Source organism: Streptomyces sp. SID8374 (genome assembly GCF_009865135.1).
Classification (GTDB): domain Bacteria; phylum Actinomycetota; class Actinomycetes; order Streptomycetales; family Streptomycetaceae; genus Streptomyces.
The window spans coordinates 4,223,140-4,235,736 of sequence record NZ_WWGH01000001.1 but is presented as its reverse complement, the minus strand read 5'-3'; the positions used below and the strand labels follow the sequence as shown (position 1 = coordinate 4,235,736).

Genomic DNA, 12,597 nt, shown 5'->3' with positions numbered 1-12,597 from the left:
TCAGGGCATGCCGCGGAGGGGCGCGGGGCCCTCCGAAGGGCGAAAACAGCGGAACCCTGCCTTTCATTTCCGTTTTGCCAAATCATTACGGACGCGGGAGGCGGCGGCATCCTGTGCCCGGGCCCCTCCGGCCCATGGGCACCCGGGTACCCGCCCCTCCCCCGTCGCATACGCTCACCGCATGCGCCAGCGCCCCATCGGCACCGCCACCCGCGGGACCACCAACCCGAACCGGCTGCGCCGCATGGACCGCTGGATCGCCGCCGTGCACGGCCCGGCCCTGCGCCGCGCGGACGCCCCCGTGGCCGTCGATCTCGGGTACGGGGCGGCGCCCTGGACCGCCGTGGAGCTGCTGGCCCGGCTGCGTACCGCCGAGCCCCGCACCGCCGTGGCGGGCATCGAGATCGACCAGGAGCGGGTCGCGGCCGCGAAGCCGTACGAGCGGGAGGGGCTCACCTTCGTCCACGGCGGCTTCGAGATCCCGCTGGCGGTGCGGCCCGTGCTCATCCGGGCGGCGAACGTGCTGCGCCAGTACGACGAGGACCAGGTCGCCGAGGTCTGGGCGCGGCTCCGCTCCCGGCTCGCCCCCGGCGGGCTGCTGGTGGAGGGGACCTGCGACGAGATCGGGCGGCGGCATGTGTGGGTGGCGCTGGGGCCCGAGGGGCCGCGCACGGTCACCTTCGCGACCCGGCTCGGCTCGCTGGAGCGCCCCTCCGACCTCGCGGAGCGGCTGCCGAAGGCGCTGATCCACCGGAACGTGCCGGGCGAGCCGGTCCACGCGTTCCTGCGCGACTTCGACCGGGCCTGGGCGGCGGCCTCCCCGTACGCGTCGCTCGGCGCCCGGCAGCGGTGGATCGCGGCGGTGCGGGCGCTGTCGGCCGACTGGCCGGTGACCGACGGCGTACGGCGGTGGCGGCAGGGCGAGGTCACCGTCGGGTGGGACGCGCTGCGGCCCGACAGCCGCTGAACGATCACCCGACCGGGCGAAAGTATGCTCTTCCGGGGAACACCGGGAACGCCGCCTGCGTGTCGTTCGTCCCTGGGGGTGGGGAAGACAAGAGGAACCGGGCACCGGGCGCCTCTGTCGTCGCCGGATACCGACTGCCTCTGTTGCTTTACGGGACGACATGGCACGATCGCGACGTCGCCTGAACGTTACTGATGGTAAGTCAGATGCACGCTATCCGGCTTCTGTTGCTTTTGTCTTGATTTTCGTTCTTGCTGGGGGAGTTCGTGAACCGACGCCACTGCGCCGCCGCGGCCATCACGTTGGTCTGTGCGCTGGGCCTGCTGACCGTTCCGGTCCAGGCGATGGCCGCACCGACGCCGGACACGTCGCCGTCCCCTTCGGCCTCGGCCCCCGCCTCCCCTCCGGTCTCGTCGGAGAAGGACCTCGAAAAGGTCCGCGAGCAGATAGAGACGCTCTACCGGAAGGCCGGAGCGGCGACGGACGCGTACAACCTCGCCGAGGAGCAGACCAAGAAGCAGTCCGGCGAGATCGTGAAGCTGGCCAAGGCGATCGTCGACGGCCAGGCCCGCATAGCCGAGCTGAAGGACCGCGCCGGCGCCCAGGCGCGCGAGCAGTACCGCAACGGCGGCCTGCCGCCCGGCGCCCAGCTGGTCCTCAGCAACGACCCGCAGCTGTTCTTGGACGGGGTCAACAAGGTCCGCACCAGCCAGCAGGCGAGCAAGACGGTCCTGGCCGAGCTGACCCGGACCCAGGAGGACCTGGAGACGTACACCCAGGACGCCAGCAGCAACTGGCACAAGCTGGAGACCAACCGGGTCAAGCAGGCCAAGGCCAAGAAGAAGATCAACGCCCAGATAGCCGCGGCGGAGAAGCTCGAATCGCAGCTGGAGAAGAAGGAGCGGGCCCGCCTCCGCCAGCTGGAGCAGGACGCCGCGAACAGGGCGCAGACCGCCTGGCTCGCCACCCGCCCCACGCCCAACATCGCCGTCAGCGGCGCGACGACCGCGGCCGGCAAGGCGGCGGTGGCCTTCGCGACCGCGCAGATAGGCAAGCCGTACGTATGGGGGGCCACGGGCCCCGGCTCGTACGACTGCTCGGGGCTGACCTCGCAGGCCTGGGCCGCGGCGGGCCGGCCGATCCCGCGCACCTCGCAGGAGCAGTGGCGGCTGCTCCCCCGCATCGACATCCAGGACATGCGCCCGGGTGACCTGATCATCTACCACGCCGACGCCAGCCATGTCGGGATGTACGTCGGCGACGGCGCGATCGTCCACTCCCCGCGCCCCGGCCGCCATGTCACGCTGGCGGGCGCGGGCTCCATGAAGATCCTGGGCGTGGTCCGGCCGGACAAGTAGGGCCGCCGGGGGCCTTCGGGCGTACGTGAGCGGCGCCACGCGACGGGTTCGGGCGGGCACGGGCGCGGGTGATGTTTGTCATGGCCTCTACGCCACCCCAGGCGTGCCCCATCCCGCCGGATCCGTGCCAGGAAGCGGCTTATGACGGCGCATATGACAGGGGCCGGTCCCCATGCGCCATTCCGTTCCCCCGCCGGAGACCGCTATCGTCCCCGACTGGCGTTCGTCGATCGGCGTACCGCCGCACCCTCGGGGGGAGGGGAGGACCCGAACCGATGCCCGTACCCGTACCGCAGCAACGTGACGTTCCCGCTGCGGAGACCAACCATGGCGCCGACCTCACCGTCCTGGTGATCGAGGACGACCCGGCGGGCAGCATCACGGGTCCCGAACTCTCGGCGGCGGCCGGCACCCGGGTCCGTATCCGTACCGCCCGCAACCTCACCGAGGCCGGGCGGCTGCTCACCGACGACGTCGACTGCATCCTGCTGGACCTCGCGCTGCCCGTGCCGACGACCACGACAACCACCGCCGCCCCCGAGCACCGGCCCGAGCCCGCCCCCGCCCGGGCCGACGAGCTGGCGGTCCTCACCCACGTACTGCGGATCGCCCCGCTCCACGCGGTCCTCGTGCTGACCGCGCAGGACGACACGGAGCTGGCGGCCGAGGCGGTACGCGTCGGGGCGCAGGACTACCTCTTCCGGGGCGAGCTGGACGCGCGGGTGCTGAGCCGCGCCATCCGGTACGCCGTGGAGCGCAAGCGGGCCGACATCGCCCAGCACCAGCTGACGGAGTCCGGGCTGCGCGCCCAGGAGAACGCCCGCCTGGAACGCGGCCTCCTGCCCACCCCGCTCCTGGAGGGCTCCGACCTGAGCTTCGCGGCCCGCTACCGGCCGGGCCGCAGCCGCGCCCTCCTCGGCGGCGACTTCTACGACACCGTGCGCACCCCGGACGGCACGGTCCACGCGATGATCGGCGACGTCTGCGGGCACGGCCCGGACGAGGCGGCGCTCGGCGTGGAGCTGCGGATCGCGTGGCGGGCCCTGACGCTGGCCGGGCTCTGCGGCGACCAGCTGCTCTCCACCCTCCAGCAGGTGCTGGAGCACGAGCGGCAGAGCGAGGAGATCTTCGCGACGCTCTGCACCGTCGACATCGCCCCCGACGGCCGCCGCGCCGGGCTCTGCCTGGCCGGCCACCCCGCGCCGCTGCTGGCCCGCCACGGCCGGCCGGCGCGGCTGCTCCCGTACGAGGACGGCGGCCCGGCGCTCGGGCTGCTCCCGCGCGCCCGGTGGCCGCGCCGCCAGGTGGAGCTGGGCGCGGAGTGGAGCCTGATGATGTACACGGACGGGCTGATCGAGGGCCGTGTCGGGGCGGGCAGCAGTCAGCGGCTCGGCCAGGACGGCATGGTGGCGATGGTCAACAGCCGGCTGGAGCAGGGGCTCGCGGGCGAGGAGCTGCTGGAGGCGGCGGTCGCCGAGGTGCGGGAGCTGAACGGCGGTGAGCTGACGGACGACGTGGCGGTGCTGCTGCTGGGCCGCGACCCGGAGCGGATACGGCGACGGGGCCGGAGCGCCTCGCGCCCCGGCCCCGTATCGACCGCTCCTGCCGCTCCTGCTGCCGCGCGTGCTCAGCGGCCGCCGTTGTACGGCCCGTAGGGCCCGTCGCTGCTGGAACCGCCCCGGCGGCCACCGCCGCTGCCACCCGAGACCTCCTTGAGCGCGGGCCGTACGTCGACCATGAACACGATCGACGCGACCACACCCGCGAGCTGGAGGAAGAGGAAGGGGATGAGCAGGTTCACGGCGACGGCGACGCCGAGAATGATCAGCCAGAAGGACTTCTTCTTCTTGTCGGCGGCACGGTAGGCGTCCTCCCGGGCGGTCGCCGCGAAGACGAAGGCGACCACGGCCAGCACCAGCATGCCCAGGTAGAGCAGCTGGAGGAGTGAGCCGAATGCGGAGAGCAACATGGTGTGAACCGCCTAGTGAGTGGATGAGCGCCCTGCGGCCAAGGTACCGGGACAACGAACCGCGCACCGTTAAAGGTGCCCGCCTCGCGCCCCGGTCACTCTTCGTACGTACGGGACGGAGCCGCCGGGGTCACTTCCCGGCGGGCGGGGTGGTCTTCTTGGCCGCGGGCTTGCGCGGGGCGGGAGCCTTCTTGGCGGGCGCGGCCTTGGCCTCGGCGGGCGCGACATCGGCCGGGGTGGCCTCGACCGGGGCGACGGGCTTCGCGGCGGGCGCGGGCTTCACGGCCGTGGGCTTCGCGGCGGCGGGCTTGGGCGCGCTCTTGGTCGCGGCGGCCTTCGGCTCGCTCTTGACGGCGGGCTTCGGGGCCGGCGCGGCCTTCGGCTCGGCCTCCACGACGGCGGCGATCTCGACGATCTCGTCGGCCGTCTCACCGCGCCAGGTCCGCACGGCCTGCTCACCGTGCTCGGCGACCCTCTCGTACGTCTCCCGGGCCCGCACCGCGTACTCGGCGGCGATGCCCACGCCGCGCAGCGCCAGGTCCTGAGCGCTCTCGCCGAGCTTCTTCAGGTCGGCGGCGTCGAGTGCCCCGAACACCTCGGTGACCTTGGCCTGCACGGTGGCCTGGGCCTCCTTGGCCTGCGTGGTCACCTTCTCCTGCACGGCCTTGGGGTCGGTGTTGCGTACGGCCTCGAACCGCTCGGGCGCCTCGGCCCGCAGCTGCTCGATCAGCGCCGGAACCTTGAGCGCCTGCTGCACGGCCAGGTCGGCCGTACCGGCGGCGAAGTAGAGGGGCGTGCGGTCGGTGAGGGTCTTGCGCAGGTCATCGGTGATGGCCATGACTGTGGTCCTCCCGGATCATCAGAAGCAGCTGGTGCTGTGGCTAGCTGTGAGGGTTGTCGTCTTCCGTGGCATCCGCCTTGAGCGCCGGGCCCGCTTCGGGCGTCCCATCCGCTTCAGGCGCCCCATCCGTCTCGTCCGCCTCGGGCGTCCCGTCCGCCTCGGGCACGAACCCGTTCTCGCGGCGGAAGGAGTCGTAGATTTGCAGCAGGACGTTCTTCTGCCGCTCGTTGATCGACGGATCGGCCAGAATCACCGCCCGCGTCTCAAGCTCCTCCCGCTCCCGCTCGTCGAGGATCCCCGCCCGTACGTAGAGGGTCTCGGCCGAGATCCGCAGCGCCTTGGCCACCTGCTGCAACACATCCGCACTGGGCTTGCGCAGGCCGCGCTCGATCTGGCTGAGATACGGGTTCGACACCCCGGCGGCCTCGGCGAGCTGCCGCAACGAGAGCTGCGCGGCGTTGCGCTGCTCCCGGAGGTACTCACCGAGATTGCCGACGTTGAGTGATGCCATGGTTCGATACTGCAACGCCGGTGCTAACTATTGCAAGCGCATGCTTGCAAAAGTGTCGCGCGCCACGTGGGCGCAAGCACGCGAACGGCCTCGCCATGACCGAAGCCACGCTGGCCGCCTTCGACGACCACGCCGATGTCGACACCGTCATGCGCGCCGTGGAGACCGTCAGCGCCTACGTCATCGGCGCGATCAGGCGCGAGATCGCGAACCTGCGGGCCGAGCGCGCCACGGGCCTATCCCAGCAGAACTGACAAAACCCAGGTCAGAGACACCTCCTCGACCCAGAACTTTCGGGAACGGACACCGCATGTCCCTTCCCGGCACGTGCGCATCGGCTCCGTCGCCCGGCACACACGCTCCCTGCCCGGCCTGTCAGCCCTCGCATACAGTGCGCGGGCAGCAGTTCGGTGGGCACACGCTTGCATGGTGGAAACACTGCGCCTGCACGACGCCCGGCAGGGGGACCGCTACCTGTTCTGCTCCGACGGTCTGTCGACCGTCGTGGCCACCGATGACATCCGCCGGGTGCTCAGCGAGATCAGCGATCCCGATCAGGCCGTCCGCGAACTCGTCGCCCTGGCCAACGGCTCCGGCGGCCCCGACAGCGTCAGCCGCGTGGTCGCCGACGTCCCGGAGATCCGGCCGAACCCCTGACCTTGTTCCGAAGATCATTCTGTTGGAGGCTGAGGCATGCAGAATCTGCCGACCTTCGTTCTTGTCCATGGAGCCTTCGCGAACTCGTTCTCGTTCGCACCGCTGCAAGCCGAACTCGCTCTGCTCGGCCACCGATCGGCCGCGGTCGACCTGCCGGGGCACGGGTTCGAGGCGACCTTCCCCGCGGCCTACCAGGCGCCCCAGGATCTCGGCGCCCTCGCCGCGGAACCGGGGCGTATCAGAGGCGTGACGCTCGCCGCCAACGCCGCCCGCGTGATCGAGGCCCTCGAACGGGCCAAGCGGAACGGGCCCACCATCCTCGTCGCCCACAGCAGGGGTGGCGCCACGGTCACCGCCGTCGCCAACGCCCGGCCCGAGCTGATCGACCGGATCGTCTACGTCTCCGCCTGGTGCCCCGTCGACCTCGATGTGGCCGGCTACTACGCCGAGCCGGAGATGACGGACGTCGATCCGGCCGCCTTCGCCGCCACGCTCGTCGGGAACCCGGCCGAACTCGGCCTGCTCCGCACCAACTTCCGTACCGCCGACCCGGCGGCGCTCGCCACGTTCAAGGAGGCGTTCGCCGCCGACCTCACCGATGACGAGTTCCGTACCTTCCTGAACACCTTCCAGCCCGACGAGAACCTCGACGCCGGTACGTCGGCCGACCGGGCACAGGCCGCGACCTGGGGCCGGATACCCAGGACCTATGTCCGCCTGGCCGACGATGCCAGCGTTCCGCCCGCCGTCCAGGACCGCATGATCCGCGAGGCGGACGCGCTCACCCCCGACAACCCCTTCGACGTCCGCACCCTCGAAGGCAGCCACCTGCGCTGGCTCGTCCACCCCAAGCCCGCCGCCGAGCTGCTCGCCGGCCTCGCGGCACACTGACCCGGCCTCCACCCCACCCCGTTGCCCAGTACCCACCTTTTTGTGGGTACTGGGCAACGGGCGTCGAGGGGCCGATCCTGGTGGAGCGGGCGGAGGAACTGCCGGGAGAGGCCAGGACAGGGAGTGGGGGCGTGATGCGTCAGGAGGCCGGCCGGGTCTCGGTGAGCCTCTCCAGGCGGCGGTGGCCCCAGTCGGAGAGGGCGTCGAGGAGTTCGGAGAGTTCCCGGCCTTCCTCGGTCAGTGAGTACGTCGTCTTCAGCGGCAGTACGTCGTGCACCTCCCGGTGCACCAGCCCGTCGGCCGCCATCTCGCGGAGCGCCTGAGTCAGCACCTTCTCGCTGAGGCCCGGCAGCTGACGACGCAGCTCGCCCGGGCGGCGCGGGCCGGACGACAGCAGCCAGATCAGGCCCGTCTTCCACTTTCCGTCGATCACGGCGATCGCGGCGGTGACCCCGCAGACGTTCACGTCCTGGGCACGGCTGCGCGTCATCATCTCCCCATTCGTCGAGAAAACACCTATTACTTGCAGGAGTTGAGCTATGTCTCTGTCGCGTGAGCAGCATGACCGGTCTGCCGTCACCGTCATCGGGCTGGGGCCGATGGGGCGGGCCCTGGCGGGCGCGTTCCTCGATGCCGGGCTGCGTACCACCGTATGGAACCGGACGCCGGGGCGGGACCGGGAGCTGGTCGTACGCGGGGCGGTCAGCGCCCCTTCGGCCGAGGAGGCCGTTGCCGCCAGTGCGCTGACCGTCGTGTGCGTCGTGAACTACGACGCCGTGGACGCGATCCTGCGGCCCGACGCGGTCGCCGGTGCGCTCAGGGGGCGCACGGTGGTCAACCTGACGGCCGACACCCCGCACCGGGCCCGGGACGCGGCGGCGTGGGCAGCCGGGCACGGCGTCCGGTACCTGGACGGGGCGATCATGACGCCGACCGTGACCATCGGGACCCCGGACGCCGTCCTCATCTACAGCGGACCCGAGGACCTCTACCGCGAACACCGGCCCGTACTCGACGCGTTGGGCGGCACCCACACCCACCTCGGCGAGAAGATCTGCCGGGCGGCGGCCTACGACATCGCGCTGCTGGACATCTTCTGGACCGCGATGTCCGGCTTCAACCACGCCTTGGCGGTGGCCCGGGCCGAAGGGATCACGGCCCGGGAGCTGGCGCCCTTCGCCGCCGGGATCGGCGCCATCCTTCCGGCGATCTTCACGGAGGCCGCGGAGGAGGTGGACCGGGGGACGTTCTCCGGCGAGGGCAACCCGCTCACCTCGGCGGCGTCCACCATGGCCCACGTCATCCATGCCTCCGAGACCCACGGCATCGACGCGGGCGTCATGCGCGCCGCCGAGGGCCTCGCCCGGCAGGCCATCGGGCTCGGTCATGGGGAGGAAGGGTTCCACCGGGTTGCCGAGCTGCTGGGGCGGCGGGGGTGAGCCGCCGCCCTCCGGGGGTCGAGTTGGACAAGTCCCGCCAGGAGTAGGCCACTTGGTGTTCGTACGAGAGCCGCGTCGCCGTTCATACGAATGACAAGCGGCCTTCACACCCGTACGGAATGCCGGGCCCGCCGACGCCCGTTGGTATCCGTATGGCTATCGGAGTAGCACTCAACGCGCGTGACGCCGACAACGAGATCGACTCCACCGTGGAGCTCGCCCGCGAGGCGGCGGCCGCCGGGCTGCGGTCCGCGTGGTTCGGGCAGCGTTTCGGCGTGGACTCGCCCGCGCTCGCGGGCATCGTCGGGCGGGAGGTGCCCGGCCTCCAGGTGGGGACGTCCGCCGTCCCCATCTTCGGCCGGCACCCCCTCCTGGTGTCCAGCCAGGCCCAGACCGCCCAGGCCGCCACCCACGGCCGCTACCACCTCGGTCTGGCCCTCGGCGCCAGACACCTGGTCGAGGGCGGGTTCGGGATCCCCTTCGAGCGGCCCATCGCCCGGCTGCGGGAATTCCTCACCGCTCTACGGCAGTTGACCGAGACCGGCGCCGCCGACTTCCACGGCGAGCTGCTCACCGCGACCACCCCGATCCCCGCGCGCGTCCCTGGTGCCGAGGGCGGGGTGCCCCTGCTCGTCGCCGCCATGGGGCCCCAGGCCCTGCGGGTCAGCGGGGAGCTGGCGGACGGAATCCTGCCCTATCTGGCCGGGCCCCGCGCCCTGGCCGAGCACATCGTCCCGGCCGTCAACGCGGCGGCCGAGGCGGCCGGGCGGCCCGCGCCCCGGATCGTCGCGCTGGTGAACGGTGTCGTGACCGACGACGTCGACGCCGTACGGGAGCGGGTCGCCGAGCAGCTGGCGTTCTACGAGAAGATCCCGTCCTACACCCGCGCCATCGAACTCTCCGGCGGCAGGCGGGCCGTCGATGTGGCGGTGATCGGCGACGAGAAGACGGTCGCCGCGGAGGTGCGGCGCTACCGGGACGCCGGGGCCACCGAGGTGGTCTTCGCGGGGACGGAGGTGGCCGGGGACGCCGATCGGCGCCGCACCTGGGCGTTCCTCGGGGAGCTGGCCGGCTGACACGTCACGGGTGACGGGGTGGCGTCGCCGCTGCCGCGTAGCGGGTGGCCAAGTGCCCGAACGCTGCCGCAAGTTCGGGTGGGCCGATCACCTCGATGTCCGCGCCGAACCTGCCGATCGCGGCGGCCAGCCCGAGCCACGACCAGGAACCGAGGACGAGGCGGCAGCGGTCCGGGCCGAGTTCCTCGACGATCCCTTCGCGGGTGTGGCGCAGGACGTCGGCGGCGGGGAGGCCGAGGATCACCTCTCCTCGGCAGGGCCAGCCGCCGACGCCGTCCTCGGTGGCCGCGGTGGCGCCCCGGAACCGGGCTGTGACGAAGGCCGCCACACTGCCGCCGGGCAGCTCACGCGGGGTGAAGCGGGGGCCGGTGGGGGTGCGCGGGGCGATCCGGTCGGCGCGAAAGGTCCGCCAGTCGGCCCGTTCGAGGTCCCAGGCCACGAGGTACCAGCGCCGGCCCCAGGTGACGAGGTGGTGCGGCTCCACCCGGCGGGGCGGGGGCGGCTGTTCCGGTACCGCGCCCTGCTCCGACATCGGGCTGTAGTCGAAGCGCAGCACCTCGCGCGCGTGGACGGCCGCCCCGAGCGCCATCAGCACGCCGCCGTCCACCTGGGGTTCCGGGCGGGTCGCCGGGCGGTCCACGGCCGTGACCTGGAGCGTGTCGACGCGGTGGCGCAGCCGGGCGGGCAGGACCTGGCGGACCGTGTGCAGCGCGCGGGCCGCCGCCTCCTCGATGCCCGCGCCCGTGGTGGTGGCGATCCGGAGGGCCACCGCCAGGGCCACGGCCTGCTCGTCGTCGAAGAGGAGCGGGGGCAGCTCCGTACCCGCGTCGAGGCGGTAACCGCCGTCCGGGCCCTTCATGGCCACCACCGGATAGCCGAGCTCCCGCAGCCGGTCCACATCGCGGCGTACGGTACGCGGGCTGACGTCCAGCCGTTCGGCCAGCAGCGCCCCCGGCCAGTCCCGGCGCGCCTGGAGCAGGGAGAGCAGCGACAGCAGCCGCGCTGAAGTTTTCGGCATGGCATCCATGGTGCACGGAGTAGCGGACACAACCTGTCCGCTTCTCTTGGGATGGTGGATCCGTGCCCGAGAACGCGTACGAACCGAAAGGCCCGATGACCATGACCTCCTCCCCGTCCACCTCCTCCGCCCCCTCCCCCGCCCTCGACGGCGAGCGCGCCGACCTCCTCGCCGAGCTGGCCGAGGCCCGTGCCGCCCTGATCCGTACGGTGCGGGGGCTCGGCGACGAGCAGATCGCCGAGCGGCCGACCGTGAGCGCGCTCTGCCTCGGCGGGCTGGTCAAGCACGTCGCCTCCACCGAGGAGAGCTGGCTGCGCTTCGTCGTCGAGGGCCCCTCCGCGATGGCCTTCGACCTGCCCGAGGGCGTGACCTGGGAGGACTTCGCGGCCGGGACCGCGAGCGCGTACCCGCAGTGGGCCATCGACCGCCGGAACGACTTCCAGGTGCTGCCCGGGGAGACCCTGGCCGGCATTCTCGCCCGGTACGAGGAGGTCGCCGCCCGCACGGAGAAGGCCGTCGCCGACCTCCCCGACCTGTCGGTCACGCACCCGCTGCCCGACGTCCCCTGGAACGAGCCCGGGGCCGTACGCAGCGCCCGCCGCGTGCTGATCCACGTCATCGCCGAGACCACCCAGCACGCCGGGCACGCGGACATCCTGCGCGAGGCGGTCGACGGGCAGACCTCGACGTGACCCGTCATCCTGTGCCCCGTCATCCCGTGACCCGTACGCCCACCAGACGCCAGAACGCGGGCCGTTCGCCCGTTCTCGGCGTCCGTGCGCTCAACCGGGCAACGCTGGCACGGCAGTTGCTGCTCGGCCGGGCCGACGTACCGCCCCTGGACGCCGTCGCGCACCTCTGCGGGTTGCAGGCGCAGGAACCCCAGGAGCCGTTCACCGGCCTCTGGTCGCGGCTGCGGGGGCTCCAACCAGGCGCGCTGGACGACCTGTTGACCGGCCGGTACGTCGTACGCACCCATCTCATGCGCCGCACCGTCCACCTCGTCACCGCCGAGGACGTCCTCGCCTGGCGGGCCCGCCACAACGCCATGCTGCGGCAGCGCGTGCTCGGGGTCTACCGTCGCGAGCTCACCGGGGTCGACCTCGACGAACTCGCGGCGGCCGGGCGGGCGGTGCTGGCCGACGGCGAGCCCCGCTCCATGGCCCAGCTCGCCCGCGCGGTCGCCGACCGCTGGCCGGAGCCGGGGACGCGGCCGCTCGGCGAGATGCTCGTCGCCGGTGTCCTGCCGATGGTGCAGCTGCCGCCGCGCGGGGTGTGGCGGACGAAGGCGGGGGTGCGCAACGCGCTGGTCTCCGCCTGGCTGGGGCGCGAGATCGACCCGCTGCCCGCGGAGGACGGCTCGGACCCGGTGGGGCAGGAGCTGGTACGTCGCTATCTCGCCGCGTACGGGCCCGCCGCCACCGCCGACGTACGCGCCTGGTCCGGCCTCGCCGGGCTGCCGGGCGCGGTCGCCGCCCTCCGCGGGGAGCTGGTCACCTTCCGCGACGAGCGCGGCCGGGAGCTGCTGGACCTCCCCGACGCGCCGCGCCCGGACCCCGAAACCCCGGCGCCCGTACGGTTCCTGCCCGCGTTCGACAACGCGATCCTCGGCTACGACGACCGCACCCGGATCATCGACGACGCCGACCGGGGCCTGTCGGTCGCCGGTGCCCGGGTCGTCCTGGTCGACGGCCGGGTCTCCGCGACCTGGGACGTGGAGGGGGACATGGGCACTGTGGTGGTGACGCCGCTGCGGGCGTTCTCCCGGGCCGAACGGGACGAAGTCGGCGAGGAGGGCGAGGAGTTGGCGGTGTTCCTCTCCGACGGGGAGAGTCGGCGGGTACGGGTCGCCTCATCGTCGTGAGGGGCC

Annotated in this window: 13 protein-coding genes and 2 pseudogenes; 10 read left to right on the top strand and 5 right to left on the bottom strand. The window is 72.5% G+C overall.

Features of this window, described 5'->3' with window-relative positions:
* Nucleotides 1-181 precede the first annotated feature (181 nt).
* From GTY67_RS18675 to GTY67_RS18665, 3 genes are all read left to right on the top strand, one after another.
* A complete protein-coding gene (locus GTY67_RS18675; protein ID WP_093692723.1) occupies nucleotides 182-967 on the top strand; it encodes a class I SAM-dependent methyltransferase in 786 nt (261 codons plus the stop codon).
* Between the two features lie 266 nt (nucleotides 968-1,233).
* Nucleotides 1,234-2,325, top strand: coding sequence for a C40 family peptidase (locus tag GTY67_RS18670; protein ID WP_093692734.1), 1,092 nt, complete (start codon nucleotides 1,234-1,236; stop codon nucleotides 2,323-2,325).
* A gap of 275 nt (nucleotides 2,326-2,600) precedes the next feature.
* On the top strand, nucleotides 2,601-3,980 hold the full coding sequence (locus GTY67_RS18665) for a PP2C family protein-serine/threonine phosphatase (RefSeq protein ID WP_093692724.1): 1,380 nt from the start codon (nucleotides 2,601-2,603) through the stop codon (nucleotides 3,978-3,980).
* Here the strand turns inward: GTY67_RS18665 and GTY67_RS18660 are convergent.
* The 3 genes from GTY67_RS18660 to GTY67_RS18650 all read right to left on the bottom strand — a co-directional run bounded on the left by GTY67_RS18660 (nucleotide 3,953) and on the right by GTY67_RS18650 (nucleotide 5,646).
* Entirely contained in the window at nucleotides 3,953-4,294 is a 342-nt protein-coding gene (locus GTY67_RS18660; RefSeq protein ID WP_030566729.1) for a DUF2516 family protein, read from the bottom strand. The two genes, GTY67_RS18665 and GTY67_RS18660, sit on opposite strands and share 28 nt — an antisense overlap.
* A 130-nt stretch (nucleotides 4,295-4,424) precedes the next feature.
* Nucleotides 4,425-5,132 carry a hypothetical protein gene (locus tag GTY67_RS18655; protein WP_161279403.1) on the bottom strand — a complete coding sequence of 236 codons (708 nt, stop codon included), beginning with the start codon at nucleotides 5,130-5,132 and terminating at the stop codon, nucleotides 4,425-4,427.
* A gap of 43 nt (nucleotides 5,133-5,175) precedes the next feature.
* Nucleotides 5,176-5,646 carry a helix-turn-helix transcriptional regulator gene (locus tag GTY67_RS18650; RefSeq protein WP_093692726.1) on the bottom strand — a complete coding sequence of 157 codons (471 nt, stop codon included), beginning with the start codon at nucleotides 5,644-5,646 and terminating at the stop codon, nucleotides 5,176-5,178.
* Between the two features lie 83 nt (nucleotides 5,647-5,729).
* Between GTY67_RS18650 and GTY67_RS18645 the strand changes: the two are divergent.
* The 3 genes and pseudogenes from GTY67_RS18645 to GTY67_RS18635 all read left to right on the top strand — a co-directional run.
* A pseudogene (locus GTY67_RS18645) lies at nucleotides 5,730-5,897 on the top strand (TetR/AcrR family transcriptional regulator); the annotation flags it as partial.
* Nucleotides 5,898-6,084: 187 nt separating this feature from the next.
* A pseudogene (locus tag GTY67_RS18640) lies at nucleotides 6,085-6,303 on the top strand (hypothetical protein); the annotation flags it as partial.
* A gap of 36 nt (nucleotides 6,304-6,339) precedes the next feature.
* Nucleotides 6,340-7,194: an alpha/beta fold hydrolase gene (locus GTY67_RS18635; protein ID WP_161279402.1), complete on the top strand. Its 855-nt coding sequence runs from the start codon at nucleotides 6,340-6,342 to the stop codon at nucleotides 7,192-7,194.
* 139 nt (nucleotides 7,195-7,333) lie between these two features.
* On the opposite strand, the gene GTY67_RS18630 is transcribed toward GTY67_RS18635, so the two are convergent.
* On the bottom strand, nucleotides 7,334-7,684 hold the full coding sequence (locus GTY67_RS18630) for a helix-turn-helix domain-containing protein (RefSeq protein ID WP_093692735.1): 351 nt from the start codon (nucleotides 7,682-7,684) through the stop codon (nucleotides 7,334-7,336).
* 49 nt (nucleotides 7,685-7,733) lie between these two features.
* Between GTY67_RS18630 and GTY67_RS18625 the strand changes: the two genes are divergently transcribed.
* Complete coding sequence (locus GTY67_RS18625; RefSeq protein WP_161279401.1) at nucleotides 7,734-8,633, top strand: NAD(P)-binding domain-containing protein; 900 nt, start codon at nucleotides 7,734-7,736, stop codon at nucleotides 8,631-8,633.
* Nucleotides 8,634-8,785: 152 nt separating this feature from the next.
* Nucleotides 8,786-9,709 carry an LLM class F420-dependent oxidoreductase gene (locus GTY67_RS18620; RefSeq protein ID WP_161279400.1) on the top strand — a complete coding sequence of 308 codons (924 nt, stop codon included), beginning with the start codon at nucleotides 8,786-8,788 and terminating at the stop codon, nucleotides 9,707-9,709.
* Nucleotides 9,710-9,713: 4 nt separating this feature from the next.
* Here GTY67_RS18620 and GTY67_RS18615 read toward each other — a convergent pair whose 3' ends face one another.
* Nucleotides 9,714-10,727, bottom strand: coding sequence for a WYL domain-containing protein (locus GTY67_RS18615; RefSeq protein ID WP_161279399.1), 1,014 nt, complete (start codon nucleotides 10,725-10,727; stop codon nucleotides 9,714-9,716).
* Between the two features lie 95 nt (nucleotides 10,728-10,822).
* Here GTY67_RS18615 and GTY67_RS18610 point away from each other — a divergent pair, with 95 nt between their 5' ends.
* Nucleotides 10,823-11,419 carry a DinB family protein gene (locus tag GTY67_RS18610; protein ID WP_161280163.1) on the top strand — a complete coding sequence of 199 codons (597 nt, stop codon included), beginning with the start codon at nucleotides 10,823-10,825 and terminating at the stop codon, nucleotides 11,417-11,419.
* Nucleotides 11,420-11,445: 26 nt separating this feature from the next.
* Complete coding sequence (locus GTY67_RS18605) at nucleotides 11,446-12,591, top strand: winged helix DNA-binding domain-containing protein (protein ID WP_343238707.1); 1,146 nt, start codon at nucleotides 11,446-11,448, stop codon at nucleotides 12,589-12,591.
* Nucleotides 12,592-12,597: the final 6 nt, after the last annotated feature.

Coding starts and splice junctions, on each gene's coding strand:
- GTY67_RS18675 (WP_093692723.1), top strand. CDS start 182: ATGCGCCAGCGCCCCATCGGCACCGCCACCCGCGGGACCACCAACCCG.
- GTY67_RS18665 (WP_093692724.1), top strand. CDS start 2,601: ATGCCCGTACCCGTACCGCAGCAACGTGACGTTCCCGCTGCGGAGACC.
- GTY67_RS18660 (WP_030566729.1), bottom strand. CDS start 4,294: ATGTTGCTCTCCGCATTCGGCTCACTCCTCCAGCTGCTCTACCTGGGC.
- GTY67_RS18655 (WP_161279403.1), bottom strand. CDS start 5,132: ATGGCCATCACCGATGACCTGCGCAAGACCCTCACCGACCGCACGCCC.
- GTY67_RS18650 (WP_093692726.1), bottom strand. CDS start 5,646: ATGGCATCACTCAACGTCGGCAATCTCGGTGAGTACCTCCGGGAGCAG.
- GTY67_RS18635 (WP_161279402.1), top strand. CDS start 6,340: ATGCAGAATCTGCCGACCTTCGTTCTTGTCCATGGAGCCTTCGCGAAC.
- GTY67_RS18630 (WP_093692735.1), bottom strand. CDS start 7,684: ATGACGCGCAGCCGTGCCCAGGACGTGAACGTCTGCGGGGTCACCGCC.
- GTY67_RS18625 (WP_161279401.1), top strand. CDS start 7,734: ATGTCTCTGTCGCGTGAGCAGCATGACCGGTCTGCCGTCACCGTCATC.
- GTY67_RS18620 (WP_161279400.1), top strand. CDS start 8,786: ATGGCTATCGGAGTAGCACTCAACGCGCGTGACGCCGACAACGAGATC.
- GTY67_RS18615 (WP_161279399.1), bottom strand. CDS start 10,727: ATGCCGAAAACTTCAGCGCGGCTGCTGTCGCTGCTCTCCCTGCTCCAG.
- GTY67_RS18610 (WP_161280163.1), top strand. CDS start 10,823: ATGACCATGACCTCCTCCCCGTCCACCTCCTCCGCCCCCTCCCCCGCC.